The organism is Nocardioides hwasunensis (assembly GCF_014779665.1).
Taxonomy (GTDB): Bacteria; Actinomycetota; Actinomycetes; order Propionibacteriales; family Nocardioidaceae; genus Nocardioides; species Nocardioides hwasunensis.
In genome coordinates this window covers 367,818-385,985 of record NZ_JACXYY010000003.1, presented here as the reverse complement: position 1 = coordinate 385,985, position 18,168 = coordinate 367,818, and the positions used below count along the sequence as shown (strand labels likewise).

Annotated in this window: 10 protein-coding genes; 5 read left to right on the top strand and 5 right to left on the bottom strand. The window is 71.6% G+C overall.

Going from position 1 to position 18,168, the window contains the following annotated elements; all coding sequences use genetic code 11:
- Nucleotides 1–61 precede the first annotated feature (61 nt).
- A complete protein-coding gene (locus IEZ25_RS08865) occupies nucleotides 62–1,840 on the top strand; it encodes a sensor histidine kinase (protein WP_191199031.1) in 1,779 nt (592 codons plus the stop codon).
- Here the strand turns inward: IEZ25_RS08865 and cydD are convergent.
- From cydD to IEZ25_RS08850, 3 genes are read right to left on the bottom strand one after another with little or no spacing between them, the layout of a single operon-like run.
- Nucleotides 1,803–5,156 (bottom strand): thiol reductant ABC exporter subunit CydD, encoded by a 3,354-nt coding sequence (gene cydD, locus IEZ25_RS08860; protein WP_318152125.1) that lies wholly within the window; start codon nucleotides 5,154–5,156, stop codon nucleotides 1,803–1,805. The genes IEZ25_RS08865 and cydD overlap by 38 nt on opposite strands.
- Nucleotides 5,153–6,172: a cytochrome d ubiquinol oxidase subunit II gene (gene cydB, locus IEZ25_RS08855; RefSeq protein ID WP_191199030.1), complete on the bottom strand. Its 1,020-nt coding sequence runs from the start codon at nucleotides 6,170–6,172 to the stop codon at nucleotides 5,153–5,155. The genes cydD and cydB overlap by 4 nt, the downstream gene beginning before the upstream one ends.
- 18 nt (nucleotides 6,173–6,190) lie before the next feature.
- Nucleotides 6,191–7,609, bottom strand: a complete 1,419-nt coding sequence (locus tag IEZ25_RS08850) for a cytochrome ubiquinol oxidase subunit I (RefSeq protein ID WP_191199029.1) — start codon at nucleotides 7,607–7,609, stop codon at nucleotides 6,191–6,193.
- Nucleotides 7,610–7,713: 104 nt separating this feature from the next.
- On the opposite strand from IEZ25_RS08850, the gene IEZ25_RS08845 reads away from it, so the two are divergent.
- The gene (locus tag IEZ25_RS08845; protein WP_191199028.1) at nucleotides 7,714–8,076 is read left to right on the top strand and encodes a BlaI/MecI/CopY family transcriptional regulator; all 363 of its coding nucleotides are present in this window, start codon (nucleotides 7,714–7,716) and stop codon (nucleotides 8,074–8,076) included.
- A 6-nt stretch (nucleotides 8,077–8,082) separates the two neighbouring features.
- The gene (locus IEZ25_RS22200) at nucleotides 8,083–8,955 is read left to right on the top strand and encodes a M56 family metallopeptidase (protein WP_318152124.1); all 873 of its coding nucleotides are present in this window, start codon (nucleotides 8,083–8,085) and stop codon (nucleotides 8,953–8,955) included.
- Nucleotides 8,956–9,058: 103 nt separating this feature from the next.
- On the opposite strand, the gene IEZ25_RS08835 is transcribed toward IEZ25_RS22200, so the two are convergent.
- Nucleotides 9,059–12,418, bottom strand: coding sequence for a M4 family metallopeptidase (locus IEZ25_RS08835; protein WP_191199027.1), 3,360 nt, complete (start codon nucleotides 12,416–12,418; stop codon nucleotides 9,059–9,061).
- Between the two features lie 274 nt (nucleotides 12,419–12,692).
- On the opposite strand from IEZ25_RS08835, the gene IEZ25_RS08830 reads away from it, so the two are divergent.
- On the top strand, nucleotides 12,693–15,350 hold the full coding sequence (locus tag IEZ25_RS08830; RefSeq protein WP_191199026.1) for an FtsK/SpoIIIE family DNA translocase: 2,658 nt from the start codon (nucleotides 12,693–12,695) through the stop codon (nucleotides 15,348–15,350).
- Nucleotides 15,350–17,005, top strand: a complete 1,656-nt coding sequence (locus IEZ25_RS08825) for a helix-turn-helix domain-containing protein (RefSeq protein ID WP_191199025.1) — start codon at nucleotides 15,350–15,352, stop codon at nucleotides 17,003–17,005. Before IEZ25_RS08830 ends, IEZ25_RS08825 begins: the two co-directional genes overlap by 1 nt.
- Before the next feature lie 256 nt (nucleotides 17,006–17,261).
- On the opposite strand, the gene IEZ25_RS08820 is transcribed toward IEZ25_RS08825, so the two are convergent.
- Nucleotides 17,262–18,062 carry a phosphotransferase family protein gene (locus IEZ25_RS08820; protein ID WP_191199024.1) on the bottom strand — a complete coding sequence of 267 codons (801 nt, stop codon included), beginning with the start codon at nucleotides 18,060–18,062 and terminating at the stop codon, nucleotides 17,262–17,264.
- Nucleotides 18,063–18,168: the final 106 nt, after the last annotated feature.

Sequence of the window (18,168 nt, the reverse complement as noted above, 5' to 3'; positions counted from 1 at the left end):
AGTCGCAGTCGGGCCCGCGCACGTCGTGGGCGGCCCGCGAGACCTTCGGGGGGAGGTGGAGATGCCGCACAACCAGGACGCGCTGAAGCGGCTCGCGGAGCTCATGAGGCGGGTCAACTCCTCGACCGACACCGAGGTGATCCTCGAGGAGATCGCGCGGGGCGTGGTCGACGTGCTCGGCTACGGTGTCGCCGCCATCGCCCGGCTCGAGGGCGAGATGCTGGTGATGACCCACGTCGCCGGCCCGCCCGAGGTGGTCTCCCAGATCCTGCACCGCCGCACGCCCGCCGAGCAGATCCTCGACGAGTTCCGCGAGGCCGACAAGTGGGGGATCCTCCGGTTCATCCCGGCCGGGCGGATGTCGGAGGAGCGCCTGAGGGCCGCCTGGATCCCGGAGTTCCACCCCGACTCCGCCTCCGACGCCTGGCACCCGGAGCACGCGCTCTACGCGCCGCTCTACTCCTCCAGCGGCGAGCTCCTCGGCAACATGGCGGTCGACCTCCCCGCCGACGGCAAGGTCCCCCACGAGGCCGATCGCGAGCTGCTCGAGATGTTCGCCGTGCAGGCCGGCGTCGCGCTGTCGAACGCCCGTGAGCGCGACCGGCTGACCGACCGCGCCCGCCTCGACCGGATGCTCACGACGGTCGCCGGCGCCGGCACCCAGCAGAGCCTCTCGCAGGCGCTGCACACGGCGGTGGCGGCAGTGGGGGAGAGTCTCGGGGCGGTCCAGGCGTGGGTGCGGACCTTCCCGATCGACGCCCAGGGCAGCCAGCTCGGCGCCGGGTCGCCCCGGCCCTTCGTGCCCGAGCTCGACCTCCCCGACGTACGCGACGAGCTGGCCGCGCTCGAACGCACCCCCGTGCTGCTCGAGCTCGGCCCCGGGGAGCGCGACGCGCGCCACCTGCCGCTCAGTGCCGCCCGGCTCGCCGACGTGATGCAGGGCATCCGTGCCGAGCGCGTCGTGCTCTGCCCGCTCGTCTCCCAGGACGACCTCGTCGGCTACCTCGTGCTGGCCCACACCCGCAACGCGCCGGCGCTCAGCCGCGCCGAGTCCGACGCGGTGCTGGAGGTCTCCCGGCTGCTGGCCCAGATCGTGCGCGCCTCACGGGTCCTCGAGACCGAGCAGCGGCTCGTGCAGGAGCTGCGCGAGCTCGCCCGCTACCGCAGCGAGCTCATCGCGACGATCTCCCACGAGCTCAAGACGCCCCTCACCGCGATCCTGGGCCACGCCGAGCTGATCTCGGACCGGCACCCCGAGCTGAACTCCATCGACGCGATCATCCGCAACGCCGGACGGCTGAGCAACCTGGTCGCCAACCTGCTGCACTACTCCCGGATCCAGGGGCGTCGCGAGACCGTGCGCCGTGCGGTGGACCTCGCCGAGCTCTGCGAGGCCAGCGTCGACCTGCTCGACATCCGCGCCAAGCAGGCCGGCGTCCACCTGGCGTTCCTCAACTCCGGGTCGCCGCCCGTCGTCGTCTTCGGTGACCCCGAGGAGCTCGCGCGCGTCATCGACAACATGGTCGACAACGCCGTGAAGTACACCCCCGAGGACGGCTCGGTCACCGTCTCGATGGCGATGACCGTCGACGAGGTGACCGTCGACGTGGCGGACACCGGGATCGGCATCTCGGTCGCCGACCAGGGTCACGTCTTCTCCGCGTTCCACCGCTCGACGAACCCGAACGCCCTGTCCGTGCCCGGCACCGGTCTCGGCCTGCCGATCGCGCAGCGCATCGCGGAGTCCCACGGCGGGACCCTCACGCTGGAGTCCGAGCTCGGCAGGGGGAGCACGTTCCGCTTCACCCTGCCGCTGCGGTCCTCACGAGACGAGGGCTGAGCGCCGGACCGTCCGCGACGCCGCCGCCCTCGAGGTGGAGGACGCGATCCATGGCCTCGAGACCCACGGTCCCGTGGGTGATCCAGACGATAGAGCGCCTGGCACGAGAGGCCGCGCGGAGCATCTCGGCGGTCACGTCGCGGGCGGTGGGACCGTCGAGGTGTGCGGTGGGCTCGTCGAGCACCAGGACGGGTGGGTCCGCCAGCAGCGACCGTGCAAGGGCGAGCCGGGCACGCTCGCCGCCGGACACCTCGCGCGAGCCCGCCCCCACGTGGGTGTGCATGCCCTCGGGCAGGGCGTCTACCCAGGCACCGAGCCGGGCGCGGTCGAGCGCGCCACGCACCTCGTCGTCCGACGCGCCCGGGCGTGCCAGCCGGACGTTCTCGGCGACGGTCGAGGCGAACACGTGCGGGTCGTCGTCCACGAGCCCGATCGTGCGGCGCACGTCGTGGAGCGTCAGCCGGCGCAGGTCGGTGCCGCCGAGCAGCACCTCGCCCGCCAGCGGGTCGATGAAGCGGACCAGGGTTGCGGCCAACGTCGACTTGCCCGACCCGGACGCTCCCGTGATGCCGACGTGCTCGCCCGGCCGGATCGCGAGGTGCTCCAACGCCAGCGCAGGCCGGTCGTCCCAGCCGAGCGCGGCGCGGTGCAGCGTGACGACGTACGACCCGGGCGCGGACGCAGGGACGCTCGGGTCGAGCACCGCCGGGGGTGTGACGGACAGCCGGTCGAGCCGCTGGCGGGCGGCTCGTGACCGGACCGAGAGCGCGCCGGCCTCGGCCAGCGCGCCGGTCACGTCGGCGAGGGCCAGCGGGACGAGCAGCAGCAGGGCCAGGACAGCGGGGGAGACCTGCGTGGGTCCGACCAGCAGCGCGACGGCGACGACGCCGAGCCCGGCTGCGGCGCTGGTGAGGGCGGAGCCCGCGGCGACGGCGCGGGTGGACTCGCGCACCGCCGCGGACAGGGCGGTCGACTCGTCGTGCACCCGGGCGAGGGCCCGGTCGGTGGCACCCCACTGCTCGAGCTCGCGCAGGCCGTGGGCGACCTCCTCGACGCGCGCGCCGAGTGCCGCGCGGCGGGCCACCAGGAGGGGCTCGGCGGTGGCCGCACCTCGACGGCCGACGGCGAAGGCCGCACCACCAGTGGCGACGACGAGGCCCACGACCACCCCGGCGACCGGGGCGGCGAGCCCGGTCAGCAGGGCTGCGGCGAGGCCGACGAGGACCGCCGTCACCACGGGCTGGCGCACCCGCAGCCGTTCGTCGAGCATGGCGTCCACGTCGTCCACGACGCTGGCGAGCAGGTCGCCCCGACGCGGGCCCAGCCGTCCCGGGACGAGCGGGACGAGGTCGGCGAACACCCGTGCGCGGCGCTCTGCGAGCTCGCGCAGGACGACGTCGTGGCTGAGCACGCGCTCGACGTGGTGCAGCACCGGGCGGGCCAGGCCGAACAGCCGGACGCCGACGATGGCGACCATGAGATACAGCACCGGCGGCTGCTCGCTGGCCCGGGTGATGAGCCATCCGGCCGTCGCGGTCAGCGCGACACCCGAGGCGGTGGAGAGCGCACCCAGGCCCGTCGCGGTGCGGATGCCCCACCGCGGACGGACGTCGTCCTCGTCGGTGCCGACCACGGTCCGTGCGGACGTGTCGGGGTGGCGGCGTACGACATCGGTCGGGGCCGATCCGATGTCGTACGCCGCCACCTCGGGGCGCGCCGACACCGGTGCCAGGGTGATCACGAGGTCGGCGGCAGCGAGCACGGCCGGTCGGTGCGCCACCACCAGGACCAGGCTGGTGCGCGCGAGCGTCGCGATCGTGGCGAGCAGGACCTGCTCGGTCTCCTCGTCGAGGTGGGCGCTGGGCTCGTCGAGCAGCACCACCGGGCGCTCGGCGAGAACGACCCGGGCCAGGGCCACGCGGGCCCGCTGCCCGGCGGAGAGCCCGGCACCGTCCTCGCCGAGCGGTGCGTCGAGACCCTCGGGCAGGGCGCGCACGACGTCGGCGAGCCCGACCGACTCCAGCGCCGACCAGACCTCGTCGTCGTCGGCGTCGGGCCTGCCGAGCCGCACGTTGGCCGCGACCGTGTCGGCGAGGAGCCACGGCCTCTGCGGGGCCCAGGAGACCTGCCCGCGCCACCATGTCGGGTCGGCCTCGGGCAGGGGAGTGCCGGCGACGAGCACCTCACCAGCGACGGGAGGGAGGTCGCCGCGCAGGGTGTGCAGGAGGGTGGACTTGCCGCAGCCGGACGGCCCGGCGACGGCGACCAGGCCGGTGCGGGGGAGGGTGAGGTCGAGCGGCGCGAAGAGTGCGGTGTCGTGGCCGGCCCGCAGCCCGGACAGCACGATCCCGGTGGACGCCGGTCGCTCGGTGCCCGTCACCTGCGTCGAGGTGCTGGCCAGCACCGCGTCGGCGTCGGCCAGCGCGGCGGTGCCCTCGGCGGCGGCGTGGAACTCCGCGCCGACCCGACGCAGCGGCCAGTAGGCCTCCGGTGCGAGCAGCAGCACCGTGAGCGCGACCTGGAACCCGACGGAGCCCGAGGCGAGCCGGAGCCCGACGGTCACGGCGACGAGCGCGACGGAGAGCGTGGCGACGAGCTCGAGCACCGACGAGGACGCGAACGCCACCTTGAGGGTGTCGACGCTCGCGCGGCGGTAGCGGTGGGTCACGGCACGGATCGTGTCGACCTGCGCCTCCGCGCGCCGGTGCGCGACCAGTGTCGGGAGGCCGCGCACCACGTCGAGGAAGTGACCCGACAGCGTCTCGAGGGCCCGCCACTGGGAGCGGGCGTGGTCGCGGGTGGTGAGCCCGACGAGCACGGCGAAGAGGGGCACCAGCGGCAGCGTGAACGCCACGACGAGGCCCGACAGTGGGTCGAGCCAGGTGATCGCCGCCAGCGTGACCACCGGCAGCAGCACCGCCGGCACGAGTGCCGGCAGGTAGCGCGTGACGTAGGGCTCGACGCCGGTCACACCGCGGGTCGCGAGCACCGCGAGCCGGGAGGGGGAGACGTCGCCCCCGCGCCGAGCAGCATCCAGCAGGCGCTGACGCAGGCTGCCGGAGACCTGGCCGGCCGCGCGTGCGGCGGCGCGCTGGCCGACGTACGCCGTCGCGGTGCGCAGCAGCACGAGAGCGACCAGCGACCCGGCCGCGGACTGCCAGGCGCCGCCCGTGACGGCACCCACGACGAGGGCTCCCAGCGCGAACGCCTGCGCCACCGTGGCCAGGCCGCCGACCATGCCGCACGCGACGACGAGGGCGAGCGCCCCGCGCGCCGGTCGCAGGTGACCCAGCGCTGCGGGGTCGAGCGGTCTCACCTCGACACCTCGGCCAGCTTCGCCGTCGGGATGTGGTGCACCGAGATCCGCTTGCGGAAGACCCAGTAGGTCCACGCCTGGTAGCCCAGCACGATCGGCGTGAAGAACACCGCGACCCACGTCATCACCTTCAACGTGTACGCCGTCGAGGCGGCGTTGGTCGTGGTCAGCGAGAACGCCGCGTCCGTGGTCGACGGCATCACGTCGGGGAACAGCGCCAGGAACAGGCCGGCGACGGCGAGGCCGATCGTCAAGAAGGTGCCGGCGAAGGCCCAGCCCTCACGACCGGCCTGGGCGGCCACCAGCCCCCCGAGCAGGAGGAGCGCCGCGGCGGCGAAGGCGACGGCCGAGGCGAGGCTTCCGGTCCGCGCCTGGGTCCAGACCAGGAAGACCACGGCGAGGACGGCCGCCACCGCACCGACGCGCACGGCCAGTGCTCGTGCCCGGTGCCGGATCTCGCCGTCGGTCTTGAGGGCGATGAACATCGCGCCGTGGGTCGCGAAGAGGGTGAGCATCACGATCCCGCCGAGCAGGCCGAAGGGGTTGAGCAGCGTGAGGAGGTTGCCGGTGAACTCCTTGTCGGCGTCGATCGGCACCCCGGCCACGATGTTGGCGAACGCCACGCCCCACAGCAGCGAGGGCACGATCGAGCCGAAGATGATCGCGAGATCCCAGCGCGCCTTCCACTCCGCCTCGTCGCGCTTGTGGCGGTACTCGAAGGACAGCCCGCGCACGATGAGCGCGACCAGGATCAGCAGCAGCGGGAGGTAGAAGCCGCTGAAGAGGGTGGCGTACCACTCGGGGAAGGCGGCGAAGGTCGCGCCGCCGGCGACCAGCAGCCAGACCTCGTTGCCGTCCCAGACCGGGCCGATCGTGTTGATCATGACGCGGCGCTCGCGATCGTCGCGGGCGAGCACCGGCAGCAGCATGCCGACGCCGAAGTCGAACCCCTCCAGGCAGAAGTAGCCGATCCAGAGCCCGGCGATCAGGGCGAACCAGACGGTGGTGAGCTCCATGGTGTCCTCGTTCCGTGATCAGTAGGCGAAGGTGAGCGGGGCGTCCTCGTCGGCGTCGCCGGCCCTGACGTCCGGTGGCTCCTCGAAGGGGTCGGCGCCCTTCTTGATGTAGGTGACGAGCAGCTTCATCTCGATCGCGAAGAGTGCTGCGTAGAGGAGCGTGAGCACGATCAGGGAGGTCGCGGCCTCGAAGACCGAGACGCCGGGGGAGACGGCGTCCTCGGTGCGCATCAGGCCGAACACGACCCACGGCTGACGACCCATCTCGGTGAAGATCCAGCCCCACGACGAGGCCAGCGTCGTCGCGATCGGCAGGCTCAGTCCCAGCCAGCCGAGCCACCTCGCGCCGGGCGTACGGCCCCTGCGGGTCAGCCAGAGGATCAGCGCCGAGCCGGCAGCGGCGAACATGCCGAGGCCCATCATGAAGCGGAACGACCAGTAGGTGACGGGGATGATCGGGGTGTAGTCGGCGGGGCCGTAGGTCTGGGCGTACTCCTCCTTGAGCGGGTTGATGCCCTGGACCGTCCCGTCGAAGGAGCCGGTGCCGAGGAAGGACAGCAGGCACGGCACCGTGACCGCGAACTTCTCGTGCTCGCCGTCGGGCGTGCCGACGGTGAGCACCGAGAACGGGGCACACCCCTCGCTGGTCTCGTAGAGGCCCTCGGCCGCGGCCATCTTCATCGGCTGGACCTCGGTCATCACCTTGCCCTGGAGGTCGCCGGTGATCGCGACGCCGATGCCGGCGAGCAGCGCGATCGTCGCACCGATGCGGATGGCGCGGTGATACATCGGCCGGTCGGCCTGGTGCCTCCTCTTCATGTAGAGGTAGGCCGAGACGCCGAGCAGGAAGGTTCCCGCGGTCATGTACGCCGCGAAGATCACGTGGGGGAACGTCACGAGCTGGACCTTGTTGAACATCACCGCCCAGAAGTCGGTCAGCTCCGCGCGACCCGACTCCTCGTTGAAGCGGTAGCCCACCGGGTGCTGCATCCACGAGTTCGCGGCGAGGATGAACCACGACGACGCGAGCGTGCCGAGGTGGACGATCCACATGCACGCGGCGTGCAGGCCGCGGGGGAGCTTGTCCCAGCCGAAGATCCAGAGGCCGAGGAAGGTCGACTCGAGGAAGAAGGCGAGCAGGCCCTCGATCGCGAGCGGGGCGCCGAACACGTCGCCGACGAAGCGGGAGTAGTCCGACCAGTTCATCCCGAACTGGAACTCCTGCACGATCCCGGTCACCACGCCGATGGCGAAGTTGATCAGGAAGAGCTTGGCGAAGAACTTCGTCAGCCGGAGGTAGTCCTCCTTGCCCGTGCGCAGCCAGGCGGTCTCGAGGCCGGCGATCACGGCGGTCAGCCCGATCGTCAGCGGGACGAAGAGGAAGTGGTAGACCGTGATGATCCCGAACTGCCAGCGAGCGATGTCGAGGACTTCCATGGGCACCCCTTCGAGCGGACCGGTACGACGCCGAGTTACTACACGATGTAGTAGATACTACGCCGTGTCGTAGTTGTGTGCACACGGCCCCTAGACTCCGGTCCATGAGTCCACGGTCCCGGACGGGAGAGCTCGAGCAGGCGGTCCTCGAGACGCTCTGGAGCGCAGGCGCGCCCTCCTCGGGCCGCGAGGTGCACGAGAAGCTGGCCGACCGCGACCTGGCGTACACGACCGTGATGACCGTGCTCGACCGCCTGGTCGCCAAGGACCTGGTGGTGCGCGAGCGCGACGGTCGCGCCTTCCGCTACGCACCGCGACTCACCCGCGCCGCGATGACCGCCGAGCTCATGCACGAGGCGCTCGAGGTCACCGGCGCCGACCGCGACCAGGCCCTGGTGTCCTTCGTCGGCGAGGCCAGCGCGGACGACCTCGCGGCCCTGCGGCGCGCGCTCGCCGACCTGGGCTGAGCGCCGGTGCCGACCCCGCTGGTCCTCGGGGCGCTCGCGGTCATGCTCGCGGGCCCGTTCCCCTGGGCGCTGTCGCGGTGGCACGGTCTGAGGCGTACGCCGTCGGCGGCGATGCTGCTGTGGCAGAGCACCGCGCTGGCCGCCGTGCTGGCGGCCCTGGGTGCCGGGCTCTCGCTCACCACCGACCGGCTGTGGGTGCCTCCGGTGGCCACCTCCGACGTGGTGGTGGCGTTCCTGGCCGGCGCGATGACCGCCGTCGTCGCCGCGCGTCTGCTCCTGAGCGGGCACCGCACCGGCACCTCGCTGCGCCGGATGCGCCGGATGCACCGCGAGCGGGTGGACCTCGTGGCCCGGGTCGACGGGGGAGTCTCGGTGCTCGACCACGACCTGCCCGTGGCCTACTGCGTGCCCGGCATGACCGGCTCGCGCATCGTGGTCTCCCGCTCGACGCTCACCAGCCTCGCCCCGGCCGAGCTCGGGGCGGTGCTCGAGCACGAGCGCTCGCACCTGCGCTCCCGGCACGACCTGGTGCTCGAGGCCTTCACCGTGCTCCACCTCGCCTTCCCGCGGTGGGTGGCCAGCGCCGCCGCCCGGCAGGAGGTCGAGGTCCTGGTGGAGGTGCTCGCCGACCGGGCCGCCGTACGCTCCGGGGAGCGACGCGCACTCCTCTCCGCGCTCGTGGCGCTGGCCGGCTCATCGGCTCCCGCCGGCTCCCTCGGGTCCACGGGCTCGTCGCTCGCCGCGCGGGTCGAGGTGCTTCGCGACACCCGAAGCCATCGGTCCCAGGCCGCCGCCGTCGTGCTCCTCGCCGCGGCCATCCTGGCGCTGCCGACGGTGCTGGTCGTGCTGCCGTGGCTCACCGGGCTGCACGCCGGCTGAGTGCACTGAGCCCGAGCCGGTCCGGACACGGACGACGGCCCCGGCGGATCGCTCCGCCGGGGCCGTCGTCGTGCTCAGCTGGTGCTCAGCCGATGTCGTCAGGTCAGCGTGTGACCCGGAACGTCAGCGAGTCCTTGCTGCGCTTGACGGTGTCGGAGCCCTTGTAGATCACCTTCACCTTGTGCTTGCCGGCCTTGAAGCCCTTCTTGATCTTCACGGTCGCCTTGCCGTTCTTGATCTTGACGGTGCGCTTCTTGCCGTCGATCTTCATCACGACCTTGCCCGAGGGCTTGGTGCCCTTGGCCTTGACGGTGATCTTCAGCGTCACCTTCTTGCCGGCCTTCGGCTTCTTGGGCATCACCTGGACCGTGGTCGTGGACTCGACCTTGCTGCTCGGTCCGGCTGCCTTCACGGTGGCCGTGAAGGTCGTCTTCGCCGAGCTGAGCGAGCTGTCGCCCCCGTAGGTCGCGGTCAGCGTGTTCGTGCCGACCGGCAGGTTCGCCGGGAGCGCCACGTCGGCCGCGCCGTTGGCGAGCGTGGCCCGGCCGAGCTCGGTGCCGGCAGCGTTCGTGACGACGACCTCTCCGGTCGGGGCGCCACCGGTCGAGCCGTCACGGGTGACGGTCACCTTGGCGGTGGAAGCCTGGCCGAACGTCGACGGCTCCGGCACGTGGACGGCGCTGACCTTCGCGGCCAGCTTGCAGTCGATCACCTTCACGTTGTCGATGTACCAGCCCTCGTTGCCGCCACACCCGTCACGACCGACGTCGAAGCGCAGCTGCAGGGTGTCCCCGGCCTTGACGCCGGCGGCGGACAGGTCGATCTGCGACTGGCCCCAGCTGCCCTTGGTCTCGCCACCGTCGGTGCCCGTGAACCCGGGCTGTCCGGCGAGCGGGTTGGTGTTGGTCGCGGTGCCCGTGAGCGTGGTCGGCGCGTTGTAGATGAAGGCAGCGGCCGGCACGGCCGTGAAGGCCCTGCCGTTGATGCTCATCTTGACGTTGCCGCCGTCGTAGCCGATCTCCGTCGCGACGTAGTGGTCGAAGGAGATCTTCGGCGCGCGCACGACTCCCGGCATCTCCACGATCGGGCTCGTGATCGAGTCCCGGCTCGAGAAGTCGCCTGCACCGTTGGTGCACTGGCCCTCGTCGGGCGTCGGGCCGAAGGCGACCTTGCTCGGGTGCGCCGCACCCGTGCCCGCCGGAGCGTTCGCGATGCTCCTCCACGGCTCGTGGATGCCTCCGGGGAACACGACCTCGTTGCTGGCGGTCCAGCCGGTCAGGCCGTCCTCGAAGTCCTCGCTCCACAGCACGTCCTCGGTGAACCCGGCGCCGCAGGTGGCGGGCGCGTTCTTGGCGAGCAGCGGCTTGAAGGCGCACTTGACCGGAGCGGTCCGCATCTCGGTGGCAGCCGTGGCGGCGGCCACGGAGGCGCAGTCACCGGCAGCGATCGGCGTCGCTGCCTGCGGGGTCGCGTTGGGCTGCGTGGTCAGCTTGTTGATCGGCTTGCCCACCAGGTCCGCACACGACTGCTCGAACGCGTTGGCCGCGTCGGTGAAGTTCGACTGCGGGGTCAGGTACGCCGTCTGGGCGCGCCACCAGATCGCAGCGGCCTTGTCGAGCCCGAGCCCGACCACGGTCTGGCCGTTGTCGGTCCCGCCGTCGACCACCAGCGCGTAGGCGTGGTTCGGGACGCCCGAGTTGGAGTGCACGCCGCCGGCGTCTGCTCCGGTCGGATCACACTTGTACTCGGCGTCGCTGACCTTGCCGGGGTCGCCGTAGCAGGTGGGGTTCCACATGTCACGGATCGCGCCGCCGAAGGCAGTGGACTTCTCGCCCATCAGCCACCGGGTGGTGGCCGGGCGGGTGCTGGTGTCATCGGCCTTGACCGAGACGGTGACCGAGCCGGTGACGCTCTTGAACTTGTTGCCGTCGGCCTGGGAGACCATCACGCCGTAGAGCGCCGGGTCGCCGGTGAAGCCGGCGGGCGGGTCGACGTTGTTGTTGCCGATCACGATGCCGGCGGCGTTGGCGGCCTTGGCCTGCGCGACCTTGTCGGCGAACGGGCAGGTGCCCCGGTCGACGTAGGCCCACTTGTTGGCCACAGCAGCGGCATTGGTGTAGGCGGTGCAGCCGTCCGTGGTGGTCGGACCGGCGGTGTTCGCGGCGTCACGGGCGGAGACCACCTCGGCGGTGATCGCCGTCGTGGGGATCGCCTTGGCGCCGGTTGCGGCCACCGCGACGCACGGGCCGGCCAGGTTGGCCGGAGCGGTGATGGCCATGTCGAGGCCCGGCGGTGCGGTGATGTCGCAGTCGCCGACCGTGCGCTTGGTCGTGTACTCCTCGTCCTCGTCCTCGCGACCGTTGATGAGGTCGAGGGTCTCGCCCCACACGTCGGAGTAGGACTCGTTGAGGGCACCGGACTGGTACTGGTAGATCAGGCCGGAGGTGTACTCGGTGTAGGCGTGGCCCCACTCGTGCGAGACCACGTCGTCGGAGGTGACGCCGTTGCAGTAGTTGGTGGTGATGCCGTTCCAGTTGGCGTTGGGGCAGTTGATGCGCGGGTCGTTGTTGACCGTGCGCATGGTCGCGCCGTTGCCGTCGTAGGAGTCGCGGCCGAAGGTGTTCTTGTAGAGCCAGTAGGACTCGCCCGCGGAGTTGACCAGGTTGCGCTGGTCGACGTTGAGGGCACCCGGGAACGCGTCGCCCTCCTTCCACACGCGGGTGAGGACGGGCGCCTGGGCGGTGCCGGTGGCCTCGTAGAGCTCGCGGTTCAGCGCGTCGTTGGCCATCGACCAGCGGTTGAGCGCTTTGCCGGTCTGCGCGTCGATGAAGACGACGTCGCGGATGTTCTTCTCGTTGGAGACCTCGACCTGGTAGGCCAGCACGGCCTCGCCGTCGTCGCCCCGGGTCGCGCCCATGCGGTAGATGACGAGGTCGGCGCTCGCGGGTGCGATGCCGGTGAGGTCGGCGGGCTCGCCGCCGTCAGTGGTCGGGGCGTCCTCCTTGACCAGGCCAACGGCGCGGGTGCCGGCGTCCTGCGCGGTGATGCGCGGGTCGACCGAGAGCGACAGGTCGGGCGCGGCGTAGCCGTTGACGGACGTCAGCTCGCCGTCGGCGTCGACCTGTGCGCGCAGCATCGAGCCGAAGACGTCGATGCCCTTGTACTGCTGGGTCAGGGTGACGGTCCAGCCGGCGGCGGACTTCTGGGTGTCCTTGCGGATCAGCTCGTCGGGACGTGCTCCGAAGTTGCCGGCGTAGGTGGCCAGGTAGGCGTCGACCTTGTCCTGCGCGGCGGCGACGGAGTCGCCCTCGACGCCGGGGAGCAGGTCGCCCTGGCCCTTGACGCGGATGAAGCCCACCTTGTCGGTGGCCTCCTCGCGGGTGACGGCGACGCTTCCGTCGGCCTTCGCGGCCATCGCCGCGACGCCGGTGTTGTCGGCCTGGGCGGCCGGTGCTGCCTGCACGCCGATGGTGGGGATTGCGGCAAGACCCGCCCCGACCACGGCAAGTGCAAGCCCTCTATTGAGGAGCTTCACATTTTCCTCCGATTCCGAGATCCACCCGGAACCTAGGCGCCCGAGTGATCCGGCTCACCATAAGGACGACATCCGACACTTGGGAAGACCGGATGCCGAGCACCTGACCGAACGGCCGGTCTGTTTCACCCCGCCGGGCGAGCAGCGACACGCACTCCTGTGGTCCGTGTGACGGATGGGACGGAGCCGTAGGGTTCGGACCATGGCGACCCGTACGTCTTCCCCGCCGGGGTCGCGGAGCTCGAGCACGTCCAGATCCACCAGCAAGACCAAGGGTTCGAGCACCCGATCACGGAGTACCAGCAAGCGTCCCAGCTCTTCAGCGAAGGGCCGGAGCGGATCGAGCGCGTCCAAGCGCCGGCCAGCCTCGCGACCGGCGCCGCGCGCGGTGCGCAACGGGCAGGGGCCGGTCGCTCGACTGTTCGGCGCCCTGTTCCGTGGCGTCGCCACGGTCTGGCTGGGGATCGCCCACGGAGTCGGAGCGGTCGCCCGGTCCATCGGCAGGTCCGCACGCGACCTCGATCCCGAGCACCGCCGTGACGGCGCCGGCCTGTTCCTCATCGGGCTCGCCCTCGTCATTGCCGCCGCCGTGTGGTGGCAGCTGCCGGGCGGCGTGATGGAGTTCGCGCGCTCGGCCACCGCCGGCGCGGTCGGCAAGGTCGGCTGGCTGGTCCCGCTCTTCGTGACCTACGCCGGCTGGCGCACCCTGCGCGACCCCGAGCACAACGGACCCGTCGGTCGTCAGGTCATCGGCTGGATCGCCTTCGCGCTGGGCCTGCTCGGGATCGTGCACATCGCCAACGGCAACCCGCAGCCCGTCCTCGGCGACGCCTCCAACCTGCAGGAGGCCGGGGGAGCGATCGGCTACGTCACCTCGAGCCTGCTGCTCGACCTCATGCAGACGCCGTACGTCGTCGTGCCGCTGCTGGGCCTGCTGGCGGTCTTCGGCGTCCTCATCATCACCGCCACGCCGATCTACCAGATCCCGGTCAAGCTGGCCGCGCTGCGCGACCAGGCACTCGGCCGCACCCCGTCCGACGCCGACGCGGCGGACGAGGAGGTCACGAAGCCCGCGCGCACCCGCCGGCGCTCGATGCTCGACGACGAGATCGACCCCGAGATGGGCGACCCGGCCTACGACAGCCCGGTCCTCAGCGAGCGCGAGCTGAAGAAGCGGCGCAAGAAGAAGGGCGCGGACACCGAGGGCGTCGAGGACTACGGCATCGACCTCTTCGCCGACCCCATCGCCGACGCCGTCGTCGACCCCGCCGACGTCCCGACCGAGCTCACCCCGGTGGTGCCGGGGCTCGGCAAGGACGACGCCGGTGCCGTCGAGCCCCCGCCGCACACACCCCTGCCCGCCCGCGTCGAGCAGCTCGCGCTCTCCGGCGACATCACCTACTCGCTGCCCGCGAACGAGGTGCTCAAGCCCGGTTCGGTGCACAAGGCGCGCTCGAAGGCCAGCGACGCCGTCGTCGAGCGGTTGATGCAGGTGATGGACGAGTTCAACATCGACGCCACCGTCACCGGCTACACCCGCGGCCCCACGGTGACCCGCTACGAGGTCGAGCTCGGCCCCGCGGTGAAGGTCGAGAAGGTCACCGCGCTGTCGAAGAACATCGCCTACGCCGTCGCGTCGGCCGACGTGCGGATCCTCAGCCCGATCCCCGGCAAGTCCGCGATCGGCATCGAGATCCCCAACACCGACAAGGAGATCGTCTCCCTCGGCGACGTGCTCCGGTCCAACACCGCGCGCTCGGACCACCACCCGATGGTGGCCGGGCTCGGCAAGGACGTCGAGGGCGGCTTCGTGGTCGCCAACATGGCGAAGATGCCGCACCTCCTGGTCGCCGGTGCCACCGGATCCGGCAAGTCGTCGTTCATCAACTCGCTCATCACCTCGATCCTGATGCGGTCCACGCCCGACGAGGTGCGGATGATCATGGTCGACCCGAAGCGGGTGGAGCTCAACGCCTACGAGGGCGTGCCGCACCTGATCACGCCGATCATCACCAACCCCAAGAAGGCCGCCGAGGCGTTGGCCTGGGTGGTGCGCGAGATGGACCTGCGCTACGACGACCTGGCCAACTTCGGGTTCCGCCACATCGACGACTTCAACAAGGCGGTGCGCGCGGGCAAGGTCGAGGTGCCGGCGGGCAGCGAGCGGACGCTGTCGCCGTACCCCTATCTCCTGGTCATCGTCGACGAGCTGGCCGACCTGATGATGGTCTCGCCGCGCGACGTCGAGGACTCGGTCGTCCGCATCACCCAGCTCGCCCGGGCCGCCGGCATCCACCTGGTGCTCGCCACCCAGCGCCCGTCGGTCGACGTGGTCACCGGCCTGATCAAGGCCAACGTCCCCTCACGGCTGGCCTTCGCCACGTCGTCGCTGGGCGACAGCCGGGTCATCCTCGACCAGCCGGGCGCCGAGAAGCTGGTCGGTCAGGGTGACGGCCTCTTCCTGCCGATGGGCGCCTCCAAGCCGGTCCGCGTGCAGGGATCGTGGGTCACCGAGGCCGAGATCCACCAGGTCGTCAAGCACTGCAAGGACCAGCTGGAGCCGACCTACGTCGAGGACGTGACGGCGCCGAAGGAGTCCAAGCGGGATCTCGACGACGACATCGGCGACGACATGGAGCTCGTGGTGCAGGCCATCGAGCTCGTCGTCTCCACGCAGTTCGGCTCGACGTCGATGCTCCAGCGCAAGCTGCGCGTCGGCTTCGCCAAGGCGGGTCGCCTGATGGACATCATGGAGAGCCGTGGCGTCGTCGGGCCCAGCGAGGGCTCCAAGGCACGTGACGTCCTGGTCAAGCCGGACGAGCTCGATTCCGTGATCGCCACTCTGGAGGGGGGAGCCTGATGAGCTCAGCGCTGAACGAGAACGAGGTCCACCACGACGCGCTCGACGACGAGGTCACCGGCTTCTCGCCCGACCTCGTCCCCGACCACGTCGAGGTACGCCGCCACGCGGGTGTCGCCGCCGGGGTGGGCCTGACCGCGTCTGCGGTCGCCATCGCCTACTTCGGTCGCGCCACCCAGTCCGGGTCGGCGCTCGACTGGGCCTTCGTGGTCGCGATGGGCCTGCTGGGCGTCTACTGGCTCGTCGGCCTCGTCGACGCACGCACGCCGCTCCTGGTGGCCGACGCGCAGGGCATCCGGATCCGGCTCGGCCGCACGTGGCGTGGGCTGCCGTGGACGGCGGTGCACCACGTCGAGCACACGCCACGCCGCGGCCTGCTGCACGACGGCCGCCTGGTGGTCGTGCCCCACAACCTGGAGCTGATCGAGGCCGAGCTGACCGGTGCCGGCAAGCGCCACACGAGCGTCTCCCGCCTGCTGCACGGGGCGCCGCTAGCGGTGCCGCTTGGCCTGTCCACCCGCGTCGTCGGGGCTGGGGAGGACCTCTCCGCCGCGCTCGGCCGGGTGGCCCGTGACGCGAGCCAGATCGTGGTGCTCGAGCCCGAGGTCGAGGAGGTCTCCGAGGGGGAGCTCGATGTCACCGAGGCCGATGTCGTCGAGGCCGACGTAGTCGAGGCGCAGGTCGTCGAGGCGCCCGTCGCCAGCCCGACGCCGTCCGCCCTGCGCGAGACCGGAGTGGCCCGTCGCTCGGAGGTGCGTCGTGACTTCGTCGAGCCCGACGCGGTCGAGGACGAGCAGACCGGTCGCGAGCTGCGCAGCCCCGGACGGGTGAGCCTGGTCGAGGAGACGCAGTCGTGGGGCGACCGCGTGCGCGCGATCGCTCGGCCCGGCGAGCCCGTCGAGCCGCTGGTGCTCGACGACTTCGAGGTCGAGCCCGCCGAGGACCCGGTCATCGGACCCGAGCTCGCCGCCGCGCGCACCCGTCTCGGCCTGACGGTCGACCAGCTGGCCGACCGCACCCGCATCCGCCCGCACGTGATCGAGGCCGTCGAGGTCGACGACTTCGAGCCCTGCGGTGGCGACTTCTACGCCCGCGGTCACCTGCGCACGCTCGCCCGCGTGCTCGGGATCGACGTCGTACCGCTCCTGGCGTCCTACGACGAGCGCTACGCCCGCGCTCCCATCAACCCGCGGCGGGTCTTCGAGGCCGAGCTGGCCACCGGCTCGCACGGCTCGATCCGCGGCACCCGCGGTGGGCCCAACTGGTCGGTGCTCGTCGCCGTGGTGATGGCGGTCGTGCTGGCGTGGTCGGTAGCCCGGCTCGTGATGGACACCCCGCCCGAGCTCCGGGGGGCCACTCCGGTGCTCAACGGCTCCGGCGGCCCCGAGGGCACCGGCAACGCCGCGGTCGCGGACCCGGTCGCCGTCGTGGTGAACGCAGAGTCGGGAGGCGCCCGGGTCGTCGTACGCGACGGTGCCGGTGAGATCGCGTTCAAGGGCAACCTGGCCGCCGGGGAGACCCGCGAGCTCGAGGCCTCGCCGCCCGTGCGGGTGCAATCCACGGACGGCGCCGTCACGGTGTCCCTGGCCGGTGGTGACGCCCGTGCCGTCGGTGAGCCCGGCGTGGCCGGTCAGGGCACGTTCGTCGCCGACTGAGCCGCTGTCTCGCGGACCACAGGTGTCCGCGATGTCGCCCTTGTAGATCCCTCCGGAGGGCCATGTCGCGGACACGTGTCCGAGAAGTTGCCTTCCGTCGTGGCGTCGAGGGGCAAGTTCTCGGACATGTGTCCGTCGGATGCGCGCGCACGTCCTGTCGGGGCGACTTCGCGGACACGTGTCCGTCGCGTGGCCACGCGACGCCGGTCCGAGGGGCAACATCGCGGACACGTGTGGCGGCCGCGATGCGTCCGCCTCAGCCGACCAGCTCCAGCACCCGGCTCGCCTGGTCCTCCGTCGACCCCGGAGGGTTCCGGTGCCACCCGGGTCTGCCGGGCAGCAGCATCGCGAGCCAGAAGCACGCGAACGTCCGCCGGTGGTGCTCGACCCGCTCCCGCTGGTCGGCCGTGAGCGCGAGCTCTGCCAGCAGGGCGGATGAGTCCAACCTGCGCTCCAGGCGCGACGAGGCGTGCTCGAGGACGTCGGCGACCTCGTAGGACAGGTCCGAGACGCCGTACTCCTCCCAGTCGACGAGCCGGCAGGCGCGGCCGTCCCACAGCACGTTGTCGAGGTTGCCGTCCCCGAGCGCGATCACGGGGTCGTCGATCCAGTCCGGCGTCGGCGGGTGCCGCACCAGCCATCTCCGGGCGGCGTCGACCGCGTGGCGCACGCCGTCAGGGTCCTGGCAGGCGTCCCAGTCGTGGTCTGCCTCCAGCCACCACCGGAAGCGCTCCCGGAAGCTCGTCGGGTCATGGGCGCGCAGGCGCAGGTCGGCGGGGACGGGGACGGCGAAGAGCCGGAGGAACGCACCGGCGAGCGCCGAGGTCTGCTCCCGCGACAGCGCCTCTGTGAGGGGCAGCCCAGCGACCAGGGCCATGTCGATCACCGGGCGATCGTCGACCTCGAGACGTGCGATCGGCCTCGGTGCCAGTCCCGGCGCATGTCGGTCGAGGTGCACGAGCGCCTGCCACTCGCGACCGGGCTCATCCTGGGCCCACGAGACGTACGTCTTGCGCACGACGTCGTCGGTGACGGAGATCTCGTGGGTGTGCAGCACTCGCGCGACGCTAGCGCGCGTGGACGGGCCGAGGGGGAGCGGAATGGGGTGAGGGACGCCCGAACCGGCATACTCACGGGTGCGATGACCACCACTGAGCACGAGT